Origin of the sequence: Humibacter sp. RRB41 (assembly GCF_022761015.1) — a bacterium.
Classification (GTDB): Bacteria; Actinomycetota; Actinomycetes; order Actinomycetales; family Microbacteriaceae; genus Humibacter.
This window is the reverse complement of sequence record NZ_JAKWJQ010000001.1, coordinates 505,658-529,080: the sequence shown is the minus strand read 5'-3', so window position 1 is coordinate 529,080 and position 23,423 is coordinate 505,658. Positions and strand designations below refer to the sequence as shown.

Sequence of the window (23,423 nt, the reverse complement as noted above, 5' to 3'; positions counted from 1 at the left end):
CGGCGCGGAGAGGCCCCGAATGGCCTATCGGCCGTCGAGGTAGTCGCCGTCCTCGAGGTCCTCCAGCAAGGCGACTCCTGCCGGGGTCCAGCCGAGCCGTTGCTTGGTGAGCGTGCCGGATGCCGGCACGTCGGCCCCGTAGATCATGGCCATGAACGGGCTCGCGAAGTGGGCCGCGGCGACCTCCGCCGACAGCGATGCGGTCGGAAGGTTCAGGCCGCGTCCGATCGTCTCGGCGATGGCGTTGAACGGCACCGTCTCGGCCACCGCGTGGTAGATGCTCCCCGGGCGGCCGTTCTCCAATGCCAGTCGGAATAGCACAGCAGCGTCTGAGCGGTGGACGGCCGGCCATCGGTTGCCCCCATCGCCGATGTAGGCGGAGATGCCCGTCTTTCTCGCGATGCCGATGAGCATCGGCACGAACCCGTGGTCGTCAGGGCCGTGAACCGTCGGAGCGAGGCGGACGACACTGGCGCGAACGCCGCGGTCGGCGAAGGAGAAGCAGGCGTCTTCACCGGCGATGCGGAACGGGGCGAGGCCGTTCCTGTCGGGTTCGTGGTCCTCCGTGCCTTCCCTGCCCACCTGCATCACGAGGGTTCCGGAGGTGATGACAAGCGGCTTATCCGTTCCGACCAGAGCCGTTCCGAGAGCGGTGATGGCGTCGACGTCGCGGCGCATCATCGGCTCCGGGTCGGCGAAGTCGCCGCCATAGGCCATGTGGATGACGCCATCGGCGGCAGCTGCGGCCTCGGCCAGAACGTCGAGATCCTCAAGCGACCCGCGCACCGGCGTGGCGCCGAGGGCTTCGAGCGCCCGAGCGGAGGCATCCGATCGGGCGAGTGCTGTGACCGTGTGGCCCGCGGCACGGAGTTCGGCGACGACCGCCGGCCCCGTCTGTCCGGAGCCGCCTGTGATGAAGACCTGCATGAGCCTCATTCCTTCGAGTTCGGGTGACGTTGTAGCGCCACTTACTGGCGTTACATTACGCCACAATATGGCGCAACGCCATCCGGTCGCGTACCGTTGCCCCATGCCCAGAAGCGGAGAGGATGCCCGGCGACGGTTGCAGGATGCCGCTCTCGAGTTGTACCTCGAGCGCGGTTACGACGCGACCACGACGGCGGCGATCGCAGCGAGAGCCGGCGTCAACCACCGGACCTTCTTCCGTCACTTCCCCGACAAGCGCGAGGTGCTCTTCGGCGGAGAGGATGACCTCCGTCGCGAGATCGAGGACTCGCTCCTGAGCGCACCCGCGGAGCAGGCGACCGCCGAAGTGCTCTTGCGCGCCTTCGTCGCTTCCGCGCACGTGCTGGAAGACAACCGGGAGAGTGGCATCGCCCGGCTGCACCTCATCGCCGCCACCCCGGCGCTTCAGGAACGCGACCTCGCCAAGGGCGCGACGATCACGGCATCCATCGCGGCTGCACTGGAGAGACGGGGCGAGCCGACCGACATCGCGAACCTTGCGGCGGCCGTCGGCTGGGCCACATTCCACCGGGCTGCATCCGACTGGATCGATGACCCAGCGCGCTCGCTCGAACAGCATCTGCGCTCGTCCTTCCACGCTCTCGCCGATTTCGCGAGTCCGCTGCGCTCACTCTCCCCTTAGCCCCACTCCCGCCCACGAACGCAGCCACGTCGCGCGTCCGCAGCCCGATGAAGTGGCTGCAGTCGCACGACGTGGCTGCGATTGGGAGACGGATGCCCGCGTCATGCCTCCCGGAAGAAGTCGCGGATGTCGCCGGTCACCGTCTCGGGCAGCTCGAGCGACGCGTAGTGGCCGCCGCGCTCGTGGTCGGCCCAGAACACGATGTTGCTGTTGTCGCGCTCGGCGAAGACCCGCACGGACTTGAAGTCGTCGGCGAACACCGAGACACCGATGCGGGCGTTGTTCACCCGCGGCTCCGCGCCGGAGTGAGCCTCTTCGAAGTGATACCTGCCGAACGCAGCAGACCCGTTGGTGAACCATTCAAGGGCCACCTCGGTGACGACCTGTTCCTTCGTCACCAGGCTCGTGCCGTTGCCGAACGACTCGAAGAGTTCGTTCCAGGCGAGCTGGCCGATCGGGGAGTCGGAGAGTCCGACCGCCACGGTCTGCGGGCGCGAGGCGTTGATGGCGTTGTACCCGCCGACGGACTGGAACCACTGCATGTGCTCGAGCGCCGCGTAGTCGGCGGGCTGCAGCTTCTCGAACTCGGCGGGGTCACCGGACGGGAACGAGAACAGCTGCAGCACGTGCGAGCCCAGGAAGCCCTCCGGCTTGAGCAGGCAGAGCTCGCGGCCGATCATCGCTCCGCCGTCGCTGCCGTGGGCGCCATAGCTCTGGTAGCCGAGACGCCTCATCAGCGTGTCGTACGTGGCGGCGACTCGGGCCATCGTCCAGCCGCGATCGACCAGCGGCGTGCTGAATGCGGTGCCCGGCATCGACGGCACGACGACCGAGAACGCGTCCTCGGCTCGTCCCCCGTGCGCGACGGGGTCGGTGAGCGGCCCGATCATGTCGAGAAAGTCGGCGAAGGAGCCGGGGTAGGTGTGCAGGAGCAGCAGCGGGGTGGCATCCTGCTCCGCCGACGGCACGTGGATGAAGTGCACCGTCTGCCCGTCGATCTCGGTGAGGTAGTGCGGAAAGGCGTTCATGCGCTCTTCCTGCTCACGCCAGTCGAACTCCTGCTGCCAGTAGCCCAGCACATCACGCAGGTAGTGGTTGGGGGTGCCGTAGCTCCAGTCGTCGCCTGGAGCCTCGGCGGGCAGCCGTGTGCCGGCCAGCCGACGGTCGAGGTCGTCGAGGTCGGCCTGGGGGATCGCGATGCGGAACGGGCGGAGGTCCGTGGCATCGTTCGCGTCGAGCTGCGTCGCGTCGGCTGCGTTCTGGTTCGTGCTCTCTGTGTTCGTCATGGTTCAAAGGTAGAATCGATATAGGAATGTTTCGTTCCTAGAGAAAGAAGTTCTCCGATGTCTTCAACGCCCGTGCGGCTGCTCTCGCTGCTCGCCGCGCTGCAGTCGCGGCCGCAGTGGTCGGCGACGGAACTCGCCGCTCGCTTCGACGTCACGACCCGCACCGTGCGGAACGACATCGAGCGCCTCAGGGAGCTCGGTTATCCGGTCGAGACGTCGCGCGGACGCACCGGCGGCTACCGCCTCGGCGCCGGCGCGTCGCTCCCGCCGTTGCTGCTCGACGACGACGAGGCCGTCGCGGTGACACTCGGCCTGCGGGCCGTCGCCACCGGCGCTCTCGAGAGGGTCGCTGAAACCAGCGCCCGCGCGCTCGCCAAGCTGGACTACCTGTTGCCGAACCGGCTTCGCCGCCAGGTCTCCGCGCTGTCGAAGGCCACCGTGCAGGTCGCCGATGACGCGGGCATCCCGGACCCCGACCCGCACCTCGACCCCGATGCGCTGACCGCCATCTCGCTGGCGATCCGGGACACGCATTGGCTGCGCTTCGAGACCGATGGTGCCGCCCGCGTGCTGGAGCCCTATCGCCTGGTGAGCTGGGAGCGCCGATGGTATCTGCTCGGGCGCGACCCGGAGACGGACGAGTGGCCCGTCATCCGTGTGGATGCGATGACCCTGCGCATGCCGACGCACCGGCCCTTCCGACCGCACCCGCTGCCCATGGACGACGTGCGCGCCTACGTGATGCACGCCGTCGCCTACAGCGGGTGGAAGGTGCACGCCCGCGTCACCGTGCTCGCCTCAGCCGAGGAGGTGCGCTCGCGCATCAACGCCGCGGTCGGCATCGTCGACCCGGTCGACGAGCGCACGTGCGTTCTGATCACCGGCGCCGACAGCGTCGGAACGCTCGCCGTCTACCTCGGGCTCCTCGACCTCGACGTGCGTGTGACGGAACCGCCCGAACTCGTGGAGCGGATGCGCACCCTGGCTGCGCGCTACGCGGCCGCCACGCCCTGAGCCCCCGCGATCGCGGTGACGGCGACGTCGATCGCCTCCGCGAAGCGCGACTCCGGCGGTGCACCGAAGCCGAGCACCATGGCAGGCGGATGCGTATCGGAAAGTTCCGCGGACTCCACCCGGTAGGCACGCAGTCCCTCCCAGTGCAGTCCGAGGTCCGCGGCGCGCGCGGCGACTTCCGACTCGGCGACACCTTCGGGGAGTTCGAGGAGGGACTGCAGGCCGGCGGCCATGCCGGTGAGGCGCGCTGCGGGCATCCGCTCGCGCAGTACCTCGTCCGCGTGCTCGCGGCGGGCACGGTACCGCAACCGGGATGCCCGCACCGTGCGGTCGTAGCCGCCGGCGTCGATGAATGCGGCGAGGGCGAGCTCGGTGACGGCATCCGTCGCCGCACCTGCGAGGCGATGCTGTTCGAGCACCGGCGCGGCGAGCTCGCCGGGCAGCACGCCCCAGCCGAGTCCGATCGCCGGCGCGAGCGCCTTGCTCGCCGTGCCCGCGTAGACGACGTGTTGCGGCGCGAGCGCCTGCAGAGCGCCGATCGCCCTGCGGTCGAAGCGGAACTCGCCGTCGTAGTCGTCTTCGATGACGATTGCTCCCGTGTGCTCGGCCCAGCGCACCACGGACGTTCGACGCGCAGCACTCAGCGCCACCCCGGTCGGAAACTGGTGAGCCGGCGTGAGGAGAACGGCGTCGACGTCGAGATCATCGAGCAGGTGGACCGCAGCTCCCTCGTCGTCGACGGGCAACGGCACGGTCTGCAGTCCGGCGTCGAGCAGGACCTCGCGGTGCAAGGCGTGCCCGTACTCCTCAACGGCGATGCGCCGCGCGCCCCGTGTCACGAGCGCCCGCGCGACGAGCCGCAGCACGCCGCCGAAGCCCGGCGCGATCACCACGTCGTCGGGCGTGACCCAGACGCCGCGCGCCCTGGCCAGGTAGCCGGCGAGCGCGACCCTGGCGGACTCGACGCCCCGCAGATCCTGGTAGCCGAGGGCGGTGGCAGGCGCTGCGGCCAGTGCCGTACGCACCGCGGCAGCCCAGGCGGTACGGGGAAATCCCGAGACATCGGGGACGCCGCCCCTCAGATCGAGCCGCAACGTACGCTCCGCGGACGGTTGCGCCCCCACCGTCGGCACGAAGGTGCGATCGGCGACGCTCGTGCCCGAGCCGACACGCGCCTCGAGCCATCCTTCGGCGACCAGTCGGGAGTATGCCTCGGCGACGCTGTTGCGCGCGATTCCGAGGTCACGGGCCAGGCTTCTGGATGCCGGCAGTCGCGTTCCAGTGGCCAGCCGGCCGTCTCGGATGGCCGTGCGCACGGCATCCTCGAGCGACGCGGCCTTGCGGCGCGGGTCGATCGGGAGGTGCAGATCCAATCCGGAATTGGCCCAGGCATCCGTCATGCCATTGGACTCTACCAAGGGGCCATAGCTCTCGTAACGTGATGATCATGACCGACATCGCCAGCACGACCCGCCCCTTCGCTCCCGCTCGTCGCCTCGACTTCGACGGACTCGTTCCCGCCTTCTCCCGCGCCGTCAGCGCACTCGACGACGCAGCCGTCGCGGAGCTCGACCGCACCGGAATCGACGCCGGGCTGCGCGAGCTCGTTCGGCTGCGGGCATCCCAGCTGAACGGATGCTCCTACTGCGTCGACACCCACACCCGCGCCGCGCACGATGCCGGCGAGCCACTGCAGCGCATCGCCGCTGTCGCCGTCTGGGCGGAGTCCAACTTCTTCACGGTCGCCGAGCGCGCCGCTTTCACACTCACGGATGCCGTGACCCGCCTCTCCGAGACGCACGTGCCCGACGAGGTGGTCGCCGAGGCCCGCGCGCAGTACAGCGACGAGCAGGTCGCGGCCCTGCTCTCGCTGATCGTCTCCATCAACGCCTGGAACGAGATCGGCGTGACGGCCCGCTGCTGGCGCCCGCGCCTGGAGCGCTGAGCGTCACTTCCCGCTTCTCCCTTCCCCGATCCCCACCGAATCTCCATTCGCAACCGGTTGTTAGCCGTGCAGTTTGGCGTCCAGGTACTGCTCCCACGTCTGCACTCCGCGCTCAGCCCCCGTGGACAGGATGGCGTCGTGCGACACCGCCTTCGCACCCGCTCCCGGCAGTCCGATCGAGACGATCCACCGGCGTTTGCCCGCCCGTCTCAGGTAGGCGCGCTCGAGTTCGTGAGTCGAGTGCGCCTCAGGGCCGCCGAACTCCGGCACGTACCCGGCGGGCTCGCCCTCCGCGAGGGCGACGAGCCGGTCGGCCACCTCCTCGACGGCGACCGGCTGAACGCGCATCTTCTTCGGCAGAGGGATGACTGGCGACTTCGCCGCGAACTCGGCCACAGTGAAGGCGAGCGTGTGGAACTGCGTCGCCCGCAGGGTGCTGAACGGAATCCCGGACTCCTCGATCACGATCTCGCCCTCGCGCTTCTGCGCGAAGTACTCGAACATCGCGTGATCCACCCGCGAGCGCACCGGAATGCGGTCTGCGCCCGCCACCGAGATGTACGCGATGTGCTGGACACCGGCCGTGCGCGCAGGCGCGACCAGTCGGCGCGCCTTGTCGCCGTCACCCTTCTGGCTGCCGGCGCAGTGCACCACGGTGATGACGCCGGCGAGAGCATCCTCGACACCCGCGCCCGTGTCGAGATCGCCGGTCACATACTCGACGTCCGATCGTGGTCCGGCACCGCGGCGGCTGACCACTCGGACCGCATGCCCGTGCTCACGCAACCTGTCGACGACGAGCGTGCCCAGCGTGCCTGACCCACCGGTGACGAGCACGAGGCCGGCTCGCGGTGAATCGGCTGCACGTTCGGGGATCGACGGTGTCATGTCTCTTCCTTCCGTTCGAGGTCTACACGCTGTTCATACTCACGGCACCGCCGCTCAACACGCCCAATCGCCTCACTGATACGAGCAAGCTCGCATCAGCTTCGCCTCAGTCGTGTGTACTCGCGGCACCGCCGCTCAACACACTCAATCGCCTCACTGATACGAGCAAGCTCGCATCAGCTTCGCCTCAGTCGTGTGTGGGACACTGGTCACGCCGGATTCCCGGCGAACTTTCCCCCACCTCAGGAGCACCTCTCCAGCATGTGCGGCATCGTCGGCATCGTCTCTACCGAGCCGGTCAATCAACTGGTCTACGACAGCCTCCTCCTTCTGCAGCACCGCGGTCAGGATTCCACCGGAATCGCCACAGCTGAAGGCAGCACGTTCCACATCCACAAGGCGCGAGGACAGGTGCGCGAGGCCTTCCGCACCAGGGACATGCGCTCTCTGCTGGGCACGATGGGACTCGGTCACGCGCGCTACACCACGAAGGGCGACGCGACCAACGAGCAGGAGGCGCAGCCGTTCTATGTGAACGCGCCGTACGGCATCATCCTGGTGCACAACGGCAACCTCACGAACACGCGTGAATTGGCGAACGACCTCTTCCACATCGACCGCAGGCACGTGAACTCCACGAGCGACACCGAGCTGCTGCTCAACGTGCTCGCCACAGAGCTGCAGAGTCTGGTCTCCGGCGTCGAGCTCGACCCCGACCAGGTGTTCAAGGCCGTGTCTCACGTGCACGAACGCGTCGAGGGAGCCTATGCGGCTGTCGCGATGATCGCGGGACAAGGTCTGCTGGCGTTCCGCGACCCCTTCGGCATCCGCCCGCTCATCCTCGGCCGCAAGCCGGCCGGCCTGGTGGGCGACGAGTGGATCGTGGCATCCGAATCGGTCGTGCTCGAGGCGCTCGGCTACGAGGTCGTGCGGGATGTCGCGCCGGGCGAGGCCGTCTTCATCACGCTGAGCGGCGAGCTCTACTCCCAGCAGTGCGCGAAGTCTCCCGTGCTCGTACCGTGCTCGTTCGAGTACGTGTACCTCGCGCGGCCGGACTCCGTGATGAACGGCATCTCGGTCTACGAAGCGCGGCTGCGGCTGGGCAACCGGCTCGCGGACACCATCGCCCGCTATGCACCGACAGGTGATATCGACGTGGTCATGCCGATCCCCGATTCGTCGCGTCCCGCAGCGTCTCAAGTGGCCCAGAAGCTCGGCATCGAGTACCGGGAGGGCTTCTACAAGAACCGCTACGTCGGCCGCACCTTCATCATGCCCGGGCAGGCGGAACGCAAGAAGAGTGTGCGACAGAAACTGAACGCGATGTCGAGCGAGTTCAAGGGCAAGAACGTGCTCATCGTCGACGACTCGATCGTGCGCGGCACGACGTCGAAACAGATCGTCGACATGGCACGTGCCGCAGGCGCCAACAAGGTGACGTTCACCTCCGCAGCACCGCCCGTGCGATTCCCGCACGTGTACGGCATCAACATGCCGAGCCGCTCGGAGCTCATCGCTGCAGGACGCAAGATCCCCGAGATCGCACTCGAGCTGGACGCGGACAGCCTCATCTACCAGGAGGTGAGCGACATGAAGGATGCCATCCTCGAGGGCCAGAGCGCCGTCACCGACCTCGAGATGAGCTGCTTCACCGGCGATTACATCACCGGCACCGTCACCCCCGAATACCTCGAGTGGGTCGAGCGCACGCAGTTGAGTTGACTGCGCGCCGGTCCCTGCCCGGCCGGGCAGGGCATCCAGTACGGTCGACGGATGCACAGGCATCCGTGGCGACGACTGCTCGCGTGGCTCATCGACTGGGTCTGCGTGCTCGTCTGGGTCGGCATCCTCGTGGCAATCGGTGTTCCGCTCTACCTGTCGGGAGTGACCGGCGGCGTCGGCCCGATCTCGCTGAACGTCATCAGCGGCCTGGTGCTCGTCGTACCTGTGACCGTCGTGCTCGCGGCACTGGAGGCGAGCCGTTCGGGCGCCACTCTCGGCAAGCGGGTTCTTCATCTGCGGGTTCAGACCCACCAGGATGCTCGCGTCTCCTTCGGTCGAGCGCTCGCCCGAAACGCGCTGAAGATCGCCCTACCGTGGGCCGTCGGGCACGTGGCGGTGATCGCGATCGTCGTCTCGAGCGAGGCCGGGAGCGTGCCACCCTGGGTGTGGGTGGTCACGATCGCGGCCTACGTGCTCCCGATCGCATATGTGGTCGCGCTCTTCGTGCGCAGCGGCCGTACGCCATACGACGCGGCAGCCGGCACGAGCGTGGTGCTCGCAGCGCAGGTCGGATCGCGCGCCCCTCGCTGATCGAGTAGCGCCCGCGCAGCGAGGGCGACCAGTGGGGAGTGACCAGCGGAGGACTACTCGGCGTCGCGCTTCGCCGGTGCAGTCGGCTCGCTGTTGTCCGTCTTGGCCGGCAGCTCGCCGAGGTCGGGCAGCTCGTCGGCGGATGTCCCGACATCGACCTGCCGAACGTCGATACGGTCCGCGAGGACAGTGCGCTCCGTGTGCTTGGTGGCTGCCGCCGCGATGATCGCGGCGAGCGCACCGAGCCCGACACCGACGGCAACGGAACCCACCAACACGAATCCGAACACCGTGTTGCGGTCGTAGCCCGTGCCCTGCGGCAGCGAATACGTGACGATGAACGACGCGACCGCGAAGACCACACCGCCCAAGATCATGAAGCGGCCATAGCGCGGCGTGCGACGCACCCGCACCTCGTGCTCCGACTCGACCGCGACCTCTTCCCGGATCGGCTCGCCGACGGATGCCTCGTCGCCGGCACCCGAGTCCGCCTCAGCAGCAGCGGGAGCGCTGGCATCCTGCAGTCCGGCATCCTGAGCCTCGACGAGCTCCTCCCGAGCCGTCACCTCAGCGGGGGCGGTCAGATCATCGTCATGGGATTCGCGTGGCACTGGCCCATTCTCTCGCACCCTCTGTCACAGTTCCTGACCGCCCGTCGCCCCCTGCGTCGACCCCTCTGCGTCGACCCCTCTGCGTCGACCCGGCACTGTATTGCCGAACCCCCACTCAATTCACGCGAATCCAGGGGTGGCTCGGCAATACAGTGTCGGCTCGACGCAAGAGCGGACTGGGGCGGGGGCGAGGGGGCGGGGTGGGCGTGGGGTAGGGGGCTCAGCGCGGGCGGTAGACCGGGAGGTAGGGCTCGAGGGTGGCTCGGGTGCCGGAGGCGTGCACGACTCCGGATGCGACGGCATCCGACCACGACGTCGCGCCCGTTGCGAGAGCGAGCCAGGTGGCGGCATCCGTCTCGATCACGTTCGGCGGGGTACCTCTGGTGTGCCGCGGTCCCTCGACGCACTGCACGGCACCGAACGGCGGCACGCGCACCTCGACGGTGTTACCGGGCACCTTCTCGGCGAGCGCCTGGAGCAGGTAGCGCACGGCCATCGCCGTGGCGTCACGCGACGCGGATGCCTGCAACGCCGCCGTCACCGCTGTCATGCCGTCCGCCTCGCCGATGCGTGCCCGTGCCATGCCTCTATTCTGCCTGCGGCCCGCCACGGTGCTCGAAGAACCCGAGCAGGGTGCTCGCGACACGTGGCGCACCGCGCTTCTCCGCGGGAGAAGTGTGATCGAGCCCCGAGATCTCGATGCGGCTCGAGCGCGGAAGCACGGCCTCGAGCGCATCGAGCGCGATGGTTCGAAGGTACTCAGGGCTCTTCGATCCGCCGATCAGGAGGACCTCCGTCTGGAGGTCCTCGAAGTCAGAAGCGGTGTCCGCCAGTTCTGCCACGAGCTGCATGTCGTAGTGCGTCGCGGGCAGCAGCTCCTTCAACGGGATCTCGTCGTCCAAGGCGCCAGAAGCCTGAACACCGCGCAGAATCGGGACGACGAGCCATCGTGGCAGACGCGCGAACCAGGGTGGCATACCAAGACCGCGCAAGCAGGTGAGCAGCGCATCCGCCCACTTGCCGTGTGCGACCTCGCGATCGAAACGGCTCACCCAGCCGATCGGGGCCGATCCGTTCACCGACAGCGGCGGCTCGTAAACAGCGACCTGGGTCAGCTGTGGCATGACAAGCGCGCTGCGCAGTGCGACGAGCGCGCCGGAACTCAAACCGAACACCCGTGTGGCTCCGGTTGCCTGGACAAGTGCTCGCACATCCTCGATCTCACGGTCCATCCCGTATTGGTTGCCGTGCCCGCCGCTGAGACCCCGCCCGCGTCGATCGGGCACGATCAGGTCGAACTCGCCCGACAGTGCGCTTGCCAGGGGCATGAGGTCGAGGGAGGTCAGCAAGTTTCCGTGCAGCAAGAGCACGGCCTCTCCCGAGCCGATGCGTCGAAAGCCGATCACTGTGCCGTCGGCCGAGGTCACGTGACCGGTCGAGTGCGTGATGCCGGGAGTCGCTGTCATGAGTCGAGCATCCGCCTCCCCGCTTACACGGTTCTTACGCTGCGCTTTCAGCGCGGAGTCGGCGGCGTTCCGCGCCTGACTACCATGGGCAGCGTGAGGATTCTCGTTCTTGGCTCGGGCGCGCGCGAGCACGCCATCATCCGTGCACTGCTCGCGGAGGATGCCCGCCACGACATCACGGCCGCCCCCGGCAACGCGGGGATCGGCGCCGACGTGCGCACGCTCGACATCGACCCGAACGACGGTGTGCTGGTCGCGTCGTATGCCGAAGCGCACAACGTGGACCTCGTCGTCGTCGGGCCGGAGGCTCCCCTTGTCGCCGGTGTGAGCGATGCGCTGCGGGAGCGCGGCATCGCCGTGTTCGGGCCGAGCAAGGCCGCTGCACAGCTCGAGGGTTCGAAGGCGTTCGCGAAGCGCATCATGGAGGCAGCTGGCGTGCCCACCGGCCGCGCCGAGGTCGTCGGCACCCTGGCGGAGGCCGAGGCGACGCTGGACAGGTTCGGCGCACCGTACGTCGTGAAGGCGAACGGTCTCGCGGCGGGCAAGGGCGTGCTGGTCACGAGCGACAGGGCGGCGGCGCTCGCGCATGCCACCCAGTGGCTGGAGCACGGCACGGTACTCGTCGAGGAGTTTCTCGCCGGCCAGGAGGTCTCGCTGTTCGTGCTCAGCGACGGCGAGCACGTGCTGCCCCTCGCTCCCGCGCAGGACTACAAGCGGCTGCTCGACGCCGACGAAGGCCCGAACACCGGCGGCATGGGCGCCTACTCCCCGCTGCCGTGGCTCGACGAGAACTTCGTCGACGAAGTACTCGAGACCGTCGCGCTCCCGACCGTACGCACCATGGCCGCAGAGGGGACTCCGTTCGTCGGGTTGCTTTACTGCGGTCTGATCGTGACGGATGCCGGCGTGCGCGTCATCGAATTCAACGCCCGCTTCGGCGATCCGGAGACCCAGGTGGTGCTGCCCCGCCTGCTCACGCCGCTCTCCGGCTTGCTCTACGGCGCGGCGACAGGTGAGCTCGGCGGCGTTCCGCGTCCCGAGTTCGCGCTCGACGTCGCGGTCGGCGTTGTGCTGGCGAGCGAGGGCTACCCTGTGGCACCGGTGACAGGACGGGCGCTGCTCGGCCTGGATACGGCATCCGCCGATCCCGAGGTGCAGATTCTGCACGCTGCAACCGACCTGCAGGCGCTGAGTGCGGACGCCACCTCCAGCTGGGCGACCGAATCACCGGTCGCCACCGGCGGACGCGTGCTCACGGTCGTCGCACTGGGTTCGACCTTCGACGAGGCGCGCGAGCGCGCTTACCGTGCGATCGGCTCGATCCACCTCGAGGGCGGCCAGTACCGCACCGACATCGCGGCGCGGGTCGCGGCATCCGCCGCGGACTGAGCCAGGATCCGACGTTCGAGGCTAGGACATGCCCTCAGCGCCGGCCGGTGGGTCGACCAGCAGTGCGACGCGATCGGCGAGGTACGCGTCGAAATCTGTCGTGACATCCGGATCGGCGGTGTTCCACCGCACGAGAGCCTGCCCGTTCTCGACCGTGAGAGAGCCGGATGCCCCCACCAGGCTCTCATCGAGCGCGATCGGCGCCGCGTCGAAGTTGACGCTCTCGCCAGGCTCGAAATGCCCGCGACACGCCGCGACCCGCAGCTGACGCCGCCGCTCGGCCGACGCCGCCTGATACGTCGGGCGGCCGGGCTCGTGGGATCGGGTGATCGATCCCGTCGCGTAGAGCGACGGCCGCGCGCCCGCTCCCTGAACACCTGCACCCTGCACGTCCGCGCCGAGTAGCAGCACGCCGAGCCGCCAGACGTGCGCGACCGGCCGAAGACGTTCGGCCCGTGGGATGAGCAGCACCCGACCCGGGGGCTCGTACTCGGCGAGCGCCTCGGTGCGTGCGCCGGCAGCGAGGAGCCGGGCTGCGGCATCCGTCAGCCCGGCTCGCACGCGCTCGATCGCCGCGGCGTCCGCATCGGCGATTCCCGGTGGCATGGACTCACCCTATGACTCGTTCCGCGCCCGCCCGCCCTCGCAAACGTGACCCGCTCCACAAGGCGGCGGCTGTGCCGTCGCCGAACGCATCCATGCGTTCGACCCGACCGCGGTGCGCTGGACAGGGACCGGCGCACAAGACCGATCAGCGCAGCAGACGCTCCAGGTACGCGTTGCGGAACACACCGTGCGGGTCGTACTTCGCGACCAGCGCGCGGAAGTCGTCGAACCGCGGATACAGCGAAGGAACCACGCCGTCGACGTCGAGGAAGAGCTTGCCCCAGTGCGGTCGCGCCCCGAGCGGGAACAGCGCAGCCTCGATCGCAGGCAGCACGGCCTCGACCGCAGGCTGGTCGCGCTTCCAGGTGAAGTGGATGCCCAGCACATCGGTGCCGTACTCCCCGCTCAGCCAGAGGTCGTCAGCCGCGACCTCGCGCAGCTCCGTCACCTGCAGAACCGGCGCGATCTGGTCTGCCAACGGCAGCAGCGCACGGATGGCGTCGGTCGCCCGAGCGCGCGGCACGAGGTACTCGGTTTGGATCTCTTCGCCGTTCGACGGCGTGAAAGCGAGCTTGAAGTGCGGAAGCCGGTCGTACCAGGGTCCAGGAACCCCGAACTGGTCCGTGCACGCTGTCGCATCGACACCGGGCAGCGGATGCCGCTTCTCGGCCGCCTGCGTCGCCCCGAAGAGCGACGCAGGCGCGGGGTCCTCCGAGACGAGTCGCTTGAGCCAGATCTGCTGAACGCCGCCGACCCAGTTTGTGAACATGCTCACGCTGTAGCCGGACGACGTGATCGCGTCGAAGTTGTCGAGCACGGTGTCCCAGTCGAGCCCCGTGAACACGGTCTGCGCCACCTCGAACGTCGGCACGACATCGAGCGTCACGCTCGTGAAGATGCCGAAGGCGCCGAGGCCGACGACCGCGCCGGCGAAGTCCTCGTCTGCGCGGCGCAGGGTGACGAGCTCACCCGAACCGTCGACGAACTCGAAGCCGCTGACGACCGCCGCCAGGTTGACGTTGCGGTCGCCTGAGCCGTGCGTGGCAGTGGCGATCGCACCGGCGACGGAGATGTGGGGGAGCGAGGCGAGGTTCGGGAGGGCCCAGCCACGGGCATCTAACTGCTGGGCGATGTCGCCGTAGCGCGACCCTGCGGAGACCGTGACGGTGCGCGCAGCCTCGTCGAGCTCGAAGCGCGGGGGCAGCGACGTCATGGCGAGCTGGATGCCGGCCGTGTCGGCGATGTCGTTGAAGCAGTGCCGGGTGCCGAGGGCGCGCACCGTGCTGCCGGCGTCGACGGCATCCGTCACGGCGCGCTGCACTTCGTCGACGGACGACGGATGCACCAGCCCCGCCGACCGATACGTGTAGTTGCCCGCCCAGTTGGTTCCTGCCGATTCGGCCACGTCGCCTCTCCTGCTCTCCCACGGGATGCGCCCCGTTGCGTGTCTGATGGTGTCGATGCGCGAGCCGGATGCCGACATCGCCGCTTTTGTTTTGAGCAAGAACAATTCTGCACGATACGGTCGCTGCCACCAAACCTCCGTCGACAGCGGGCGCTGTCCAACGCTAGACGAAGGCCGTCCGGAACCACAGCCGATCTGCAGTCGGTCTGCGGGCGACCCATCCGTCAGATCGCGGGTAATATCATTACTCCAGTGGTAATAGGTATTATCAGTTGACACTCGTTCTCGCTCGCGGAGATGATCACTTAAGGCAGGGCGGTGCGGCTCCCGTCGCGACGCCTCAGTCCCCTTCTGATTCGTCTTCTTCGAGAGGTGTCCCATGGTGGGAGATTCCCTGGCGTCCGGCATGAGCCGACGCGCTGTACTCACGGGCGGGGCGGTCGCGACCGTGCTCGCCGCGACGGTGACCTTGTCGCCGACAACCCGCGCCGACGCCGCTGCCGCTGCCGCGACGACGGACTTCGACCGAGTCAGGAACCAGTGGCGTGGCACGCTGCTCGGTGACTACGACCCGTCGGACCCTGTGATTCAGAAGTACGTCACCGACTCTGCTGCGGCTGCGCAGCCGTTCTGGACGAGCATGAACACGTCCGCCGGTCGCACGTACCTCTGGTCGGACCTCGACAGCAGCAGCACCTCGGCCGTGCAGCGCAACAACATCGGCCGCCTTCGCTCACTCGCGCTCGCCCTGAAGTCCCCCGGTTCCTCGCTGTCCGACAGCACCCAGCTGAAGGCCGACCTGCTGTCAGCCCTCGACTGGTTCCTCTCCGCCAAGTACGGCCCGTCGGTGCACTCCTACGACAACTGGTGGGATTGGCAGATCGGCATCCCTCTTGCGCTCAACGACTTCTGTGTGCTGATGTACGACGATCTGAGCCCCGCGCAGTTGTCGGCAGCCATGGCGGCGATCGCGCACTACGCACCGGACCCGACGAGCACGGGCGGACTGGTCTCGACGGGCGCCAACCGCAACTGGGCGTGTTCGATCGCGATCCTGCGCGGCGCGCTGAGCCAGGACAGCGCTGTGATCGACAACGCGAAGTCCGCGATCGTGACGATCTTTCCCTATTCGACCAGCAGCGACGGCTTCTACACCGACGGCGGATTCATCCAGCACGTCTTCTTCGCGTACACCGGCGGCTACGGTGTCTCGCTCCTGCAGTACCTCGCGTATTCGATGATCGCGACGCAGGGAACGCCGTGGGCCTTCGATGCCGCCCAGGTCGGCGAGGTCTACGACTGGGTGCAGAAGAACTTTCGGCCATGGATCTACGCCGGCGCCCTGATGGACATGAACCGCGGGCGCGGACTGTCCCGGTTCTACGAGACCGACCACCGGATCGGGCGGCTGACGATCGCCACCATCCTTCAGCTGGCCACCGTGTTCCCTGCGCAACAGGCGCTCACGGTGAGGTCGCAGTGCAAGGGATGGATCGGTGCAGATTCCTTCCTGCCCTTCTTCAGTTACGATCCGGTGCCCATCGAGCAGGTGCGCCTGTCGTCGATCGCAGCGGGACGTGCGCTGGTCGCCGACTCGAGCATCCCGTCGAGCGGTGAATCGACCGACACCGTCGTGGCGACCTCGATGGCACGCGCGGTGCACCGCAGGCCGGGATTCGCCTTCGGCGTCGCCATGGACACCGCGAAGATCAAGCCCTACGAATCCGCCAACTCGGAGAACCTCGAGGGTTGGTACACAGGCGAGGGTGCTGTGTACATGTACTTGCCGAATCAGCTCGGCCACTGGCCCAACGAGTACTGGCCGACGGCCGACAAATATCGCATCCCCGGCACCACGGTGACCAACCGCACATTGACGCTCGGCAAGGGCCGCACCACCGACAACACGTGGGCAGGGGGTGCGCTGCTCGACGGCGACGTCGCACTCGGGATGCCGGTCGTCTTCTCCATCCTCAAGGCCAGAAAATCCTGGTTCTGCGTCGGCGACGTGATCGTCTGCCTCGGCGCTGGAATCACGAGCACGGACCCCGGTGGTATCGAGACCATCATCGAGCAGCGCAACATCGGGCCGAACGGCAAGACTGTCCCGATCATCGACGGCGAGTCCGCGCTGGCGACGGCGAGCAGCACGCCGTCGGACCTCACGCCGAAATGGGTATGGATTCCCAACGCATGCGGCTACGTGTTCCCCGACGGCGCGACGATCAAGGGCATGCGCAACGATCGCACTGGCAAGTGGACTGACATGGACCACCGCGGCGTCTACGACGACACGACCGCGTACTCCCGTCGCTTCATCACCCTCTGGTTCGATCACGGCCTGACGCCGACCGATGCGACGTACGCGTACTTCCAGCTGCCGGGGGCGACACAGGATGCGACGGCCACGATGGCCGCATCGCCCGACGTCGCAGTCGTGGCGAACACCGGTGAGGTGCAAGCGATCACCAGGACGAGAGCCGCCGCGTCGTCCCCCGCCTCGCAGAAGGCGCCAGCAACCTCACCGTCGGACGAGGTTGTCACCATGGCCAATTTCTGGTCGGCGGATGCACCGACGACCGCCGGAATCACGGTCGACAAGCCGGCATCCGTCGTGATGAGCCGCAAGGGCGGGCGTCTGTCGCTCGCGGTGAGCGATCCGACGAAGGCGCTCACGGGAAGCATCACGGTCACGGTCGACGTTGCCGCACGAGCGATCACCTCGGTCGATCCGGGTGTGACCGTGTTGTCGATCAGCCCGAAGGTGGTGATCTCGGTGCCCATGTCCGGTGCCGCCGGGGCGTCGTTCGTCGCCAGGTTCGCTGCACCCCCTTCGCCGCACGGTAGCGGAACGTCGACCGCCGGCAGCGGAGCAGTGGTTTCAGGATGACCGACGCTCACCCCGTGTGACGGAGTCGGAAGAAGGGCGGTGCCTCATCGGCACCGCCCTTCTTCCGCGACGACCATCGTCTCGCGTCGATCAGCCCTTCAGGCCGGTCTGAGCCAGGCCCTCGACGAACTGGCGCTGCGCGATCACGAACACGATCAACACGGGTACCGCCGTCATCGTGGCCGCCGCGAGCTGCACGTTCCACATCGGTCCGCTGTATGGGTCGACGTAGTGCGTCAGCGCCTCGGGCAACGTGAAGAGCCCGGGCGTCGAGAGATACACCGTCGGCTCGAGGTACAGATTCCAAGCGTTCAGGAAGGTGAAGATCGCGACAGCCGCCAGAGCCGACTTCGCCAACGGCATCGCCACACGCCACCAGATTCCAGGGCGGCCGAGTCCGTCGAGACGTCCCGCTTCCTCGAGCTCGCCCGGCAGGGCGATGAAGAACTGCCGCATGATGAACGTGGCCAGCACGCTCGGCGCGCCGAACGACGTGACGAGGATCAGCGGCCAATGCGTGTTGATGAGACCCAGGGAGTTGAAGACCTGGAACAGGGGCACGATCGTGACCTCGCTCGGGATGAGCAGCCCGATCAGCACGACGAGGAACAGGATGTTCTGCCCTGGGAACTTGATCCGCGCGAACGCGTATCCCGCGAGCGAGGAGACCAGCATCGTGACCACCGTCACGACGACCGCGATGTACATGCTGTTGAAGTACTGCTGCGCGAACGGCTGGAACGTGAACGCCTTGACGTAGGCATCCATCGACGGCGTCAACGGGATCAGCGAGGGAGGGAACGCGAAGATCTGGTTCACGGTCTTGAACGACGAGGTGATCATCCACCAGGTCGGGAACAGGAACGGGATCGCGATGATCGAGAGCACGACGTAGAGCAGTGCACGCATCCAGCGCTTGCGGGTGCGATCAGCTTTCATAGAACACCCACCTCTTGCGGAGCTGCCATTGGATGACGGTGAGGATCAGCACGATGACGAACAAGAGGATCGCCAGCGTCGAGCCGTAGCCGAAGTTGTGGAACTGGAACGCCTGTTGGAACAGGTAGTAGACGAGGACCGTCGTCGAGATGCCGGGGCCGCCCTTGGTGAGCACCGCGATCTGAGCGAAGACCTGCAGCGAGCCGACGATCGTGATGATCACGGTCAAGAGAATGGTCGGCGAGATCAACGGCAGCGTGATGCGGGCGAAGACGGTCTGCGCGGAAGCACCGTCGACGCGTGCAGCTTCCTGGATCTCTGCTGGCACTCCCTGCAGGCCGGAGAGGAACAGCACCATGTTCAGGCCGACGTTCTTGAAGACCTGCACGACGATCACCGCGGCCATCGCGGTCGGCCCGCTTTCGAGCCAGTTCGGTCCCGCGATGCCGAACAGCTTGAGAAAGCCGTTGACACCACCGTTGTCCTGCAACAGGAACTGCCAGACGATCGTCCACGCGACGATCGCGATGACGACCGGTGAGAAGAACACGGTGCGGAAGAAGGCGATACCCCGGCCGCTGCGATTGAGCAGTACGGCGAGAAGGAGCGCCAACGGGATGTTGAACAACACGAGCCCGACGGAGAAGATCGCCGTCGCGCCCAGCACGGACGGCATCTGCGGGTCGCTGAGGAGCTTCTGGTAGTTGTCGAGGCCTGCAGGTTCGATGGATCCGCTCAACACGTTCCATTTCTGGAAGCTGTAGTAGACGACCAGCACCAGTGGAATCAGGACGAACGCGACGATGCCGGCCAGTTGCGGAGTGATGAAGAGGTAACCGGCGATGCGGTCCCGGCGCTTCAGCGTCAGGAACCGTCGCCGAGGGCGTTGACCGGCCCCGCCGGCGCGGGTCTCGACCCGTGCCGGCGGAGCCAAGGTGTTCGTGTTCATGGCGGAGACGTTCAACCCGCCAGGCTCGACTGCACCGAGCTGCAGACGTTCTTCAGAATCGAAGAGACATCGGCGTTCGGCTTCCACATCGGCGTCAAGGCGGTCTTGACCTCCGACGCGACCTGAGTCTGGTTGACGTGGCCCGGCCGGGTCACGGCGTTCTTGAGTGATGGGATGACGACGTCGTTGAGCTGCTTCTTGCTCAGCACGGGGTTGGTCGCGGCGAGCGTCTCCGCGTTCACGAGCGACGTACGGGGCGGCGGAAAGTACTGTGCGAGCTTCTTGGCGTTGCTCGGATTCGTGAAGTACGCGAGGAAGTCCTGCGCCTCCTGAGCGTTCTTTCCCTTGGCGAGCACACCCACGCCGGCCTGCCCGATCACGTGATTCGTCGAATCGGCGGTACGCCCGGGCAACGGGAGCATATTCCAGGCGAATCCGCCTGCGGGCAGCAGATTCGCGCTCGAGATCTGCGTGATCACGAAGGCGGAGCCACCCGAGAAGAAGTTGAGGTTCGTTCCGGGTCCCGGCATCGCGTTCTGATCGAAGACCGCCTTGTTGATGAAGTCGAACGCGTCGTTCATCTTCGACGAGGTGAACGTGCACTTCGATCCGTCAGCGCTCCACGGGGCAGCGCCCCACGCGTTCCAGATGGTCGAGAGCAGAGTCCAGTCGTCGTAGTTGAAGTTGTTGACGATGAGGCCGCCCTGGCCGGTCTTGGCGTTGACCTGCGATGCGACGTCGGCGATGTCCTTGAGATCCCATTTGCCCTGGGCCTGGAGTTCCGCCGACGTCGGCTCGCCCGCCTTCTTCAGCAGGGCATCGTTGGCGAAGACCACGAACGGTGACGTCGAGAAGGGGTATGCGTAGAGCTGCTTGTCCTTCGTCCACAGCTTCGCAGCGCTCGAGCCGATGTCACCGTAGTCGTACCCCTTCGTCGCTTTCAACGAATCGGTGAGCGGCGACAGGACTCCCGACTGCACGAAGTCGGTCGCGTCGGTGTCGAGCACCCACGCCAGGTCCGGTGCCGATCCACCTGCGATCTGGGTGGTGAGCGTCGAGGTGTAGTCGTCGTAGGGGAGCGAGTCGAAGGTGATCGACTTGATCTCGGGGTGCGTCTGCTTGTAGGCATCCGCGATCTTGTTGAAAAGGGCGAGTTGGTCGGGGTTGGCCGTCCACGTCGTCATCCTCAGCGACACGCTGTTCGGGGCCGCAGTGGTCTTCGCCGGGGTCGGTGACGACCCGCTGCAGGCTGAGAGCGCTAGCGCGGCGACGGCGATCGCCGCGACTCCTGCCAGCTTCCTTGCTGTTCTCATCAGTGCTCCTTGATCAGTAGCCGGCGACGTCGGGCCAGTGCAGCTCGACGCCGTTGCCGACCAACCGGGTTTGAAACTCCTCCAGAAGAGAAGGAGTGTGGTGGACCGCGCGGGGATCAGTCGCGCGGTCCAGGCAGAAGGCCGCTAGCCAGCCCGCCGCCTCGCCGATCGACCACTCCACCGGGTGGAGCCTGAAGGCGCCGTTGGTGATGTGGGTCGTTCCGACGTTCTTCGCCGCTGGAAGCAGGTTGCGCATCCTGATCGGGATGAGCGCCCCCAGTGGAATCTCGAAGGGCACCGAGGCGATGTCGATGTAGTTGTCGCCGCCGGTGGAGGGATGCAAGTCGATGCGGTACATGCCGACGCCGACCGAGTCCGAGAAGGTCGCGGGCGAATCACTGCCGCGCGCGCCGATCGAAAGGTCCTGCTCGACGACCGTGTACTCGGCGCGGATTCGCCTGGACTCGCGGATGTAGGGCGCCTGGGCGAAGCCGTCATCGGTGCCGGTGACGTCCGGCCGCAGTCGCAACCCTGGCCAACCCCGACCTCCGTCGGGTCTCGGAGCCTCGGTCTGCAGCCAGTAGAGCATCGCCCTGGACTGCCTCCGCGCAGCGTCGAGATGGCTCTCCGCGTCGGGGCTGTCGATGATGCTGCCTCCGACGTAGTCGATCATCGGCCAGTTGACCAGCACGATGTCGCTGTCGAGGAAGCCCGGCTCCAGCACCTTGCGAGCGAGGAGGCGCCGGAACGTCCAGAGCTCCTGGTCCCCGCCGTCCGCTCGCTGGTCGGCGATCCTGGAGAACGGGTCATCGTCGATGTTGGGGGTGAAGTCCCGGGTCACGGTTTCAAGCGTGCGGGGGTGCGGGCCCGTGAGGCCGATCATCGGTGCACCCCAGAACTCCGGGGCGAAGGTGGCCCAGTAGTCGTAATCATCGGGACGCGGAATCGTGTGATCCCCCTCGACGTGATCGACGACGAAGCACCAGGAGATCGCCTGCACGTTGCCGGGATCCGCGACCGCGGGAGCGTTCGGCTCACCCGTGTCCTCTCGCGATTCACTGCCGACCACGTACTCGGTGCCGGTGAGCGGGAGCAGCTCCCCGGTCTCGGTCGCGTCGAGCACGTAGTCGCCGCGCAACTCGATGCGCTCATCCTGGGTCGCTACCTCGACACTGGTGACGACGTCGCCGTCGACGTGTGCCCCGACCGGAACCGCCGGCTGCAGCACGACGAGCCGTCCCGCGCTGATGAACGGGCCCAGCAGCTCGTCGATCACCGCGACCGCGACCTTCGGCTCGCTGCACAGGCGACTGACGAGACCGGCTCCCGGGTTGAGGTAGCGCTGCGCAGCAGCCTCGGCCGACAGCGGGTAGTTGTCGCGGTAGTACCGACGGATGCCGTCGCGCAGCTCCCGATAGCTCGCCGTGCATCCGAACTGCTCGATCCAGGTGTGCTCATCGAGGGTCACGGCCTGGCTGGTCAGCTGGCCGCCGAGCCAGGCGTACTGCTCCGTGAGGATGACGCGCCGCCCGGCTCGTAGCACGGCGAGCGCCGCCGCGACCCCGCCAAGGCCACCGCCGACGACGACGACATCGGTATCGAGCCGCCTCATCGTGCCGTCGCCTGCGCAAGAGTCGAGCCGTCGATCAGGGCGCACGGAAGAAGCTGCTGCTCCGGCAGACCCTCCTCCGCTTCGTCCACGCCGTTGAGCGTCTCGTGCAGAAGCGCCATCGCCGCCGCTCCGAGCGCGATTCGAGGCGCGCTCAAGCGCGTGAAGTCGATGGCCTGGTCTTGCGGCCGGCTCCGCTCGCCGAGTACGACCATCGACAGCTGGGAGGGCACGGCGATCCCCTTCGCACGCAAGGCCGCGTGCAGCGTCTCTGCTTCTGTCGGGTCTTCGACGACGAGAACCGTCGCCCCGGCGGAGACCACGAGGTCGAGTACCTGCTCGACGGAGACATCCTTCAGTTGCGCGGTCTCGACGGCGACGTCGCTCGAGCTGAGCCGCTCGATCAGCCCATCGGCACGATCGCGCGACGATTCGGCATTCAGAGAGAGGTGCACGTACACCGCGCGACGGTGTCCGGCCTCGATGATGCGACTGGCCAGGTCGGCACTCGCGGACTTGTAGTCCAGACCCACCCAGCGGATGTTCTCGCCATCGCGACGTCCGACCGTGACGAACGGGTAGCCGCTTTCGCTCAGTTGTTGCAGCTCGTCGGCGTCCATCTCGCGGCCGAGCAGAAGGCATCCGTCGGCCAGGCGCAGTCGGCTGCGCTCATGCAGGATCTTGCGTCGTCCGTCGACGACCGGCGCACTGGTGAACATCAGCAGGTCGACGCCGAGCTGTTCGGCTGCGCTCTCGATGCCGGTCAGCAGAGGCGTGTAGAAGTCCGAGGTCTCGCTCGGAAATGCGTGCTCGTAGGTGAAGATGCCCACGAGATTGTTCGCCTGCCCCGCCAGCCTGCGCGCGGCCGGATCTGCGACATAGGTCGTCTCGTTGATGACGTCGAGCACGCGCTGACGCGTCGCTTCGGGAATGCGGGCGGAGTCTTCTTTTCCATTGAGCACGAGCGACACGGTCGTCTGACTCACCCCCGCCAACTCGGCGATGCGTTGTTGTGTCACTCGCGGTGCCACGGGCAGCCTCCTTGCTAATGCGCATGAGCATGTGCGCTGCAGCGATGATATGGGCTGATCATGCGCATTAGCAAATTCTCCGGCGCTCTCAGATCACGGTGGCGCCTCCGCCGGCAACGAGCTCCATCGGCGTAGCGACCTGGTCCGATCCGCGTCACGG

Annotated in this window: 21 protein-coding genes; 7 read left to right on the top strand and 14 right to left on the bottom strand. The window is 67.2% G+C overall.

All coding sequences use genetic code 11. The features are described from left to right. Positions 1-24: 24 nt before the first annotated feature. Positions 25-927, bottom strand: a complete 903-nt coding sequence (locus tag MJ603_RS02585) for an SDR family oxidoreductase (RefSeq protein WP_243062095.1) — start codon at positions 925-927, stop codon at positions 25-27. A 103-nt stretch (positions 928-1,030) separates the two neighbouring features. Here MJ603_RS02585 and MJ603_RS02580 point away from each other — a divergent pair, with 103 nt between their 5' ends. Then, complete coding sequence (locus tag MJ603_RS02580; RefSeq protein WP_243062094.1) at positions 1,031-1,609, top strand: TetR/AcrR family transcriptional regulator; 579 nt, start codon at positions 1,031-1,033, stop codon at positions 1,607-1,609. A gap of 101 nt (positions 1,610-1,710) precedes the next feature. Here the strand turns inward: MJ603_RS02580 and MJ603_RS02575 are convergent, their stop codons facing one another. Beyond that, positions 1,711-2,895, bottom strand: coding sequence for an epoxide hydrolase family protein (locus tag MJ603_RS02575; RefSeq protein ID WP_243062093.1), 1,185 nt, complete (start codon positions 2,893-2,895; stop codon positions 1,711-1,713). A 57-nt stretch (positions 2,896-2,952) separates the two neighbouring features. Between MJ603_RS02575 and MJ603_RS02570 the strand changes: the two genes are divergently transcribed. Continuing rightward, positions 2,953-3,909: a YafY family protein gene (locus MJ603_RS02570; protein WP_243062092.1), complete on the top strand. Its 957-nt coding sequence runs from the start codon at positions 2,953-2,955 to the stop codon at positions 3,907-3,909. Here MJ603_RS02570 and MJ603_RS02565 read toward each other — a convergent pair. Beyond that, entirely contained in the window at positions 3,888-5,309 is a 1,422-nt protein-coding gene (locus MJ603_RS02565) for a PLP-dependent aminotransferase family protein (RefSeq protein WP_243062091.1), read from the bottom strand. The two genes, MJ603_RS02570 and MJ603_RS02565, sit on opposite strands and share 22 nt — an antisense overlap. A 47-nt stretch (positions 5,310-5,356) precedes the next feature. Here MJ603_RS02565 and MJ603_RS02560 point away from each other — a divergent pair, with 47 nt between their 5' ends. After that, complete coding sequence (locus MJ603_RS02560) at positions 5,357-5,854, top strand: carboxymuconolactone decarboxylase family protein (RefSeq protein ID WP_243062090.1); 498 nt, start codon at positions 5,357-5,359, stop codon at positions 5,852-5,854. A gap of 60 nt (positions 5,855-5,914) precedes the next feature. On the opposite strand, the gene MJ603_RS02555 is transcribed toward MJ603_RS02560, so the two are convergent. Beyond that, complete coding sequence (locus MJ603_RS02555; RefSeq protein ID WP_243062089.1) at positions 5,915-6,742, bottom strand: SDR family oxidoreductase; 828 nt, start codon at positions 6,740-6,742, stop codon at positions 5,915-5,917. Between the two features lie 261 nt (positions 6,743-7,003). Between MJ603_RS02555 and purF the strand changes: the two genes are divergently transcribed. Both purF and MJ603_RS02545 read left to right on the top strand, forming a co-directional pair. Beyond that, positions 7,004-8,464: an amidophosphoribosyltransferase gene (gene purF, locus MJ603_RS02550; protein WP_243062710.1), complete on the top strand. Its 1,461-nt coding sequence runs from the start codon at positions 7,004-7,006 to the stop codon at positions 8,462-8,464. Between the two features lie 51 nt (positions 8,465-8,515). Next, positions 8,516-9,055, top strand: a complete 540-nt coding sequence (locus MJ603_RS02545) for an RDD family protein (RefSeq protein WP_243062088.1) — start codon at positions 8,516-8,518, stop codon at positions 9,053-9,055. Positions 9,056-9,108: 53 nt separating this feature from the next. On the opposite strand, the gene MJ603_RS02540 is transcribed toward MJ603_RS02545, so the two are convergent. From MJ603_RS02540 to MJ603_RS02530, 3 genes are all read right to left on the bottom strand, one after another. Continuing rightward, the gene (locus MJ603_RS02540) at positions 9,109-9,666 is read right to left on the bottom strand and encodes a hypothetical protein (protein ID WP_243062087.1); all 558 of its coding nucleotides are present in this window, start codon (positions 9,664-9,666) and stop codon (positions 9,109-9,111) included. Positions 9,667-9,886: 220 nt separating this feature from the next. Next, the gene (locus tag MJ603_RS02535) at positions 9,887-10,249 is read right to left on the bottom strand and encodes a sterol carrier family protein (protein WP_243062086.1); all 363 of its coding nucleotides are present in this window, start codon (positions 10,247-10,249) and stop codon (positions 9,887-9,889) included. Positions 10,250-10,253: 4 nt separating this feature from the next. Continuing rightward, positions 10,254-11,132 (bottom strand): alpha/beta fold hydrolase, encoded by an 879-nt coding sequence (locus MJ603_RS02530; protein ID WP_243062085.1) that lies wholly within the window; start codon positions 11,130-11,132, stop codon positions 10,254-10,256. A 93-nt stretch (positions 11,133-11,225) separates the two neighbouring features. On the opposite strand from MJ603_RS02530, the gene purD reads away from it, so the two are divergent. After that, complete coding sequence (gene purD, locus MJ603_RS02525; protein WP_243062084.1) at positions 11,226-12,521, top strand: phosphoribosylamine--glycine ligase; 1,296 nt, start codon at positions 11,226-11,228, stop codon at positions 12,519-12,521. 21 nt (positions 12,522-12,542) lie between these two features. Here purD and MJ603_RS02520 read toward each other — a convergent pair whose 3' ends face one another. Further along, positions 12,543-13,127 carry a hypothetical protein gene (locus MJ603_RS02520; RefSeq protein ID WP_243062083.1) on the bottom strand — a complete coding sequence of 195 codons (585 nt, stop codon included), beginning with the start codon at positions 13,125-13,127 and terminating at the stop codon, positions 12,543-12,545. 145 nt (positions 13,128-13,272) lie between these two features. Further along, the gene (locus MJ603_RS02515) at positions 13,273-14,631 is read right to left on the bottom strand and encodes an FAD-binding protein (protein ID WP_279238597.1); all 1,359 of its coding nucleotides are present in this window, start codon (positions 14,629-14,631) and stop codon (positions 13,273-13,275) included. A 280-nt stretch (positions 14,632-14,911) separates the two neighbouring features. Here MJ603_RS02515 and MJ603_RS02510 point away from each other — a divergent pair, with 280 nt between their 5' ends. After that, complete coding sequence (locus MJ603_RS02510; protein ID WP_243062082.1) at positions 14,912-17,422, top strand: polysaccharide lyase 8 family protein; 2,511 nt, start codon at positions 14,912-14,914, stop codon at positions 17,420-17,422. A 90-nt stretch (positions 17,423-17,512) separates the two neighbouring features. Here MJ603_RS02510 and MJ603_RS02505 read toward each other — a convergent pair whose 3' ends face one another. From MJ603_RS02505 to MJ603_RS02485, 5 genes are read right to left on the bottom strand one after another with little or no spacing between them, the layout of a single operon-like run. Continuing rightward, on the bottom strand, positions 17,513-18,361 hold the full coding sequence (locus tag MJ603_RS02505) for a carbohydrate ABC transporter permease (RefSeq protein WP_243062081.1): 849 nt from the start codon (positions 18,359-18,361) through the stop codon (positions 17,513-17,515). After that, positions 18,351-19,310, bottom strand: coding sequence for a carbohydrate ABC transporter permease (locus MJ603_RS02500; RefSeq protein ID WP_243062080.1), 960 nt, complete (start codon positions 19,308-19,310; stop codon positions 18,351-18,353). Before MJ603_RS02500 ends, MJ603_RS02505 begins: the two co-directional genes overlap by 11 nt. 11 nt (positions 19,311-19,321) lie before the next feature. Beyond that, positions 19,322-20,623, bottom strand: coding sequence for an extracellular solute-binding protein (locus MJ603_RS02495; protein ID WP_243062079.1), 1,302 nt, complete (start codon positions 20,621-20,623; stop codon positions 19,322-19,324). A gap of 13 nt (positions 20,624-20,636) precedes the next feature. Then, entirely contained in the window at positions 20,637-22,235 is a 1,599-nt protein-coding gene (locus MJ603_RS02490; RefSeq protein ID WP_243062078.1) for an FAD-dependent oxidoreductase, read from the bottom strand. Beyond that, complete coding sequence (locus tag MJ603_RS02485; protein WP_243062077.1) at positions 22,232-23,263, bottom strand: LacI family DNA-binding transcriptional regulator; 1,032 nt, start codon at positions 23,261-23,263, stop codon at positions 22,232-22,234. Before MJ603_RS02485 ends, MJ603_RS02490 begins: the two co-directional genes overlap by 4 nt. Positions 23,264-23,423: the final 160 nt, after the last annotated feature.

Excerpts from the sequence above, each read along its gene's own strand:
- MJ603_RS02490 (WP_243062078.1), bottom strand. The coding sequence starts at position 22,235 with ATGAGGCGGCTCGATACCGATGTCGTCGTCGTCGGCGGTGGCCTTGGC.
- MJ603_RS02535 (WP_243062086.1), bottom strand. The coding sequence starts at position 10,249 with ATGGCACGGGCACGCATCGGCGAGGCGGACGGCATGACAGCGGTGACG.
- MJ603_RS02570 (WP_243062092.1), top strand. The coding sequence starts at position 2,953 with ATGTCTTCAACGCCCGTGCGGCTGCTCTCGCTGCTCGCCGCGCTGCAG.
- MJ603_RS02555 (WP_243062089.1), bottom strand. The coding sequence starts at position 6,742 with ATGACACCGTCGATCCCCGAACGTGCAGCCGATTCACCGCGAGCCGGC.
- MJ603_RS02575 (WP_243062093.1), bottom strand. The coding sequence starts at position 2,895 with ATGACGAACACAGAGAGCACGAACCAGAACGCAGCCGACGCGACGCAG.
- MJ603_RS02495 (WP_243062079.1), bottom strand. The coding sequence starts at position 20,623 with ATGAGAACAGCAAGGAAGCTGGCAGGAGTCGCGGCGATCGCCGTCGCC.
- MJ603_RS02520 (WP_243062083.1), bottom strand. The coding sequence starts at position 13,127 with ATGCCACCGGGAATCGCCGATGCGGACGCCGCGGCGATCGAGCGCGTG.
- MJ603_RS02565 (WP_243062091.1), bottom strand. The coding sequence starts at position 5,309 with ATGACGGATGCCTGGGCCAATTCCGGATTGGATCTGCACCTCCCGATC.
- MJ603_RS02505 (WP_243062081.1), bottom strand. The coding sequence starts at position 18,361 with ATGAAAGCTGATCGCACCCGCAAGCGCTGGATGCGTGCACTGCTCTAC.
- MJ603_RS02585 (WP_243062095.1), bottom strand. The coding sequence starts at position 927 with ATGCAGGTCTTCATCACAGGCGGCTCCGGACAGACGGGGCCGGCGGTC.
- MJ603_RS02560 (WP_243062090.1), top strand. The coding sequence starts at position 5,357 with ATGACCGACATCGCCAGCACGACCCGCCCCTTCGCTCCCGCTCGTCGC.
- MJ603_RS02545 (WP_243062088.1), top strand. The coding sequence starts at position 8,516 with ATGCACAGGCATCCGTGGCGACGACTGCTCGCGTGGCTCATCGACTGG.
- MJ603_RS02500 (WP_243062080.1), bottom strand. The coding sequence starts at position 19,310 with ATGAACACGAACACCTTGGCTCCGCCGGCACGGGTCGAGACCCGCGCC.
- MJ603_RS02510 (WP_243062082.1), top strand. The coding sequence starts at position 14,912 with ATGGTGGGAGATTCCCTGGCGTCCGGCATGAGCCGACGCGCTGTACTC.
- purF (WP_243062710.1), top strand. The coding sequence starts at position 7,004 with ATGTGCGGCATCGTCGGCATCGTCTCTACCGAGCCGGTCAATCAACTG.
- MJ603_RS02530 (WP_243062085.1), bottom strand. The coding sequence starts at position 11,132 with ATGACAGCGACTCCCGGCATCACGCACTCGACCGGTCACGTGACCTCG.
- MJ603_RS02580 (WP_243062094.1), top strand. The coding sequence starts at position 1,031 with ATGCCCAGAAGCGGAGAGGATGCCCGGCGACGGTTGCAGGATGCCGCT.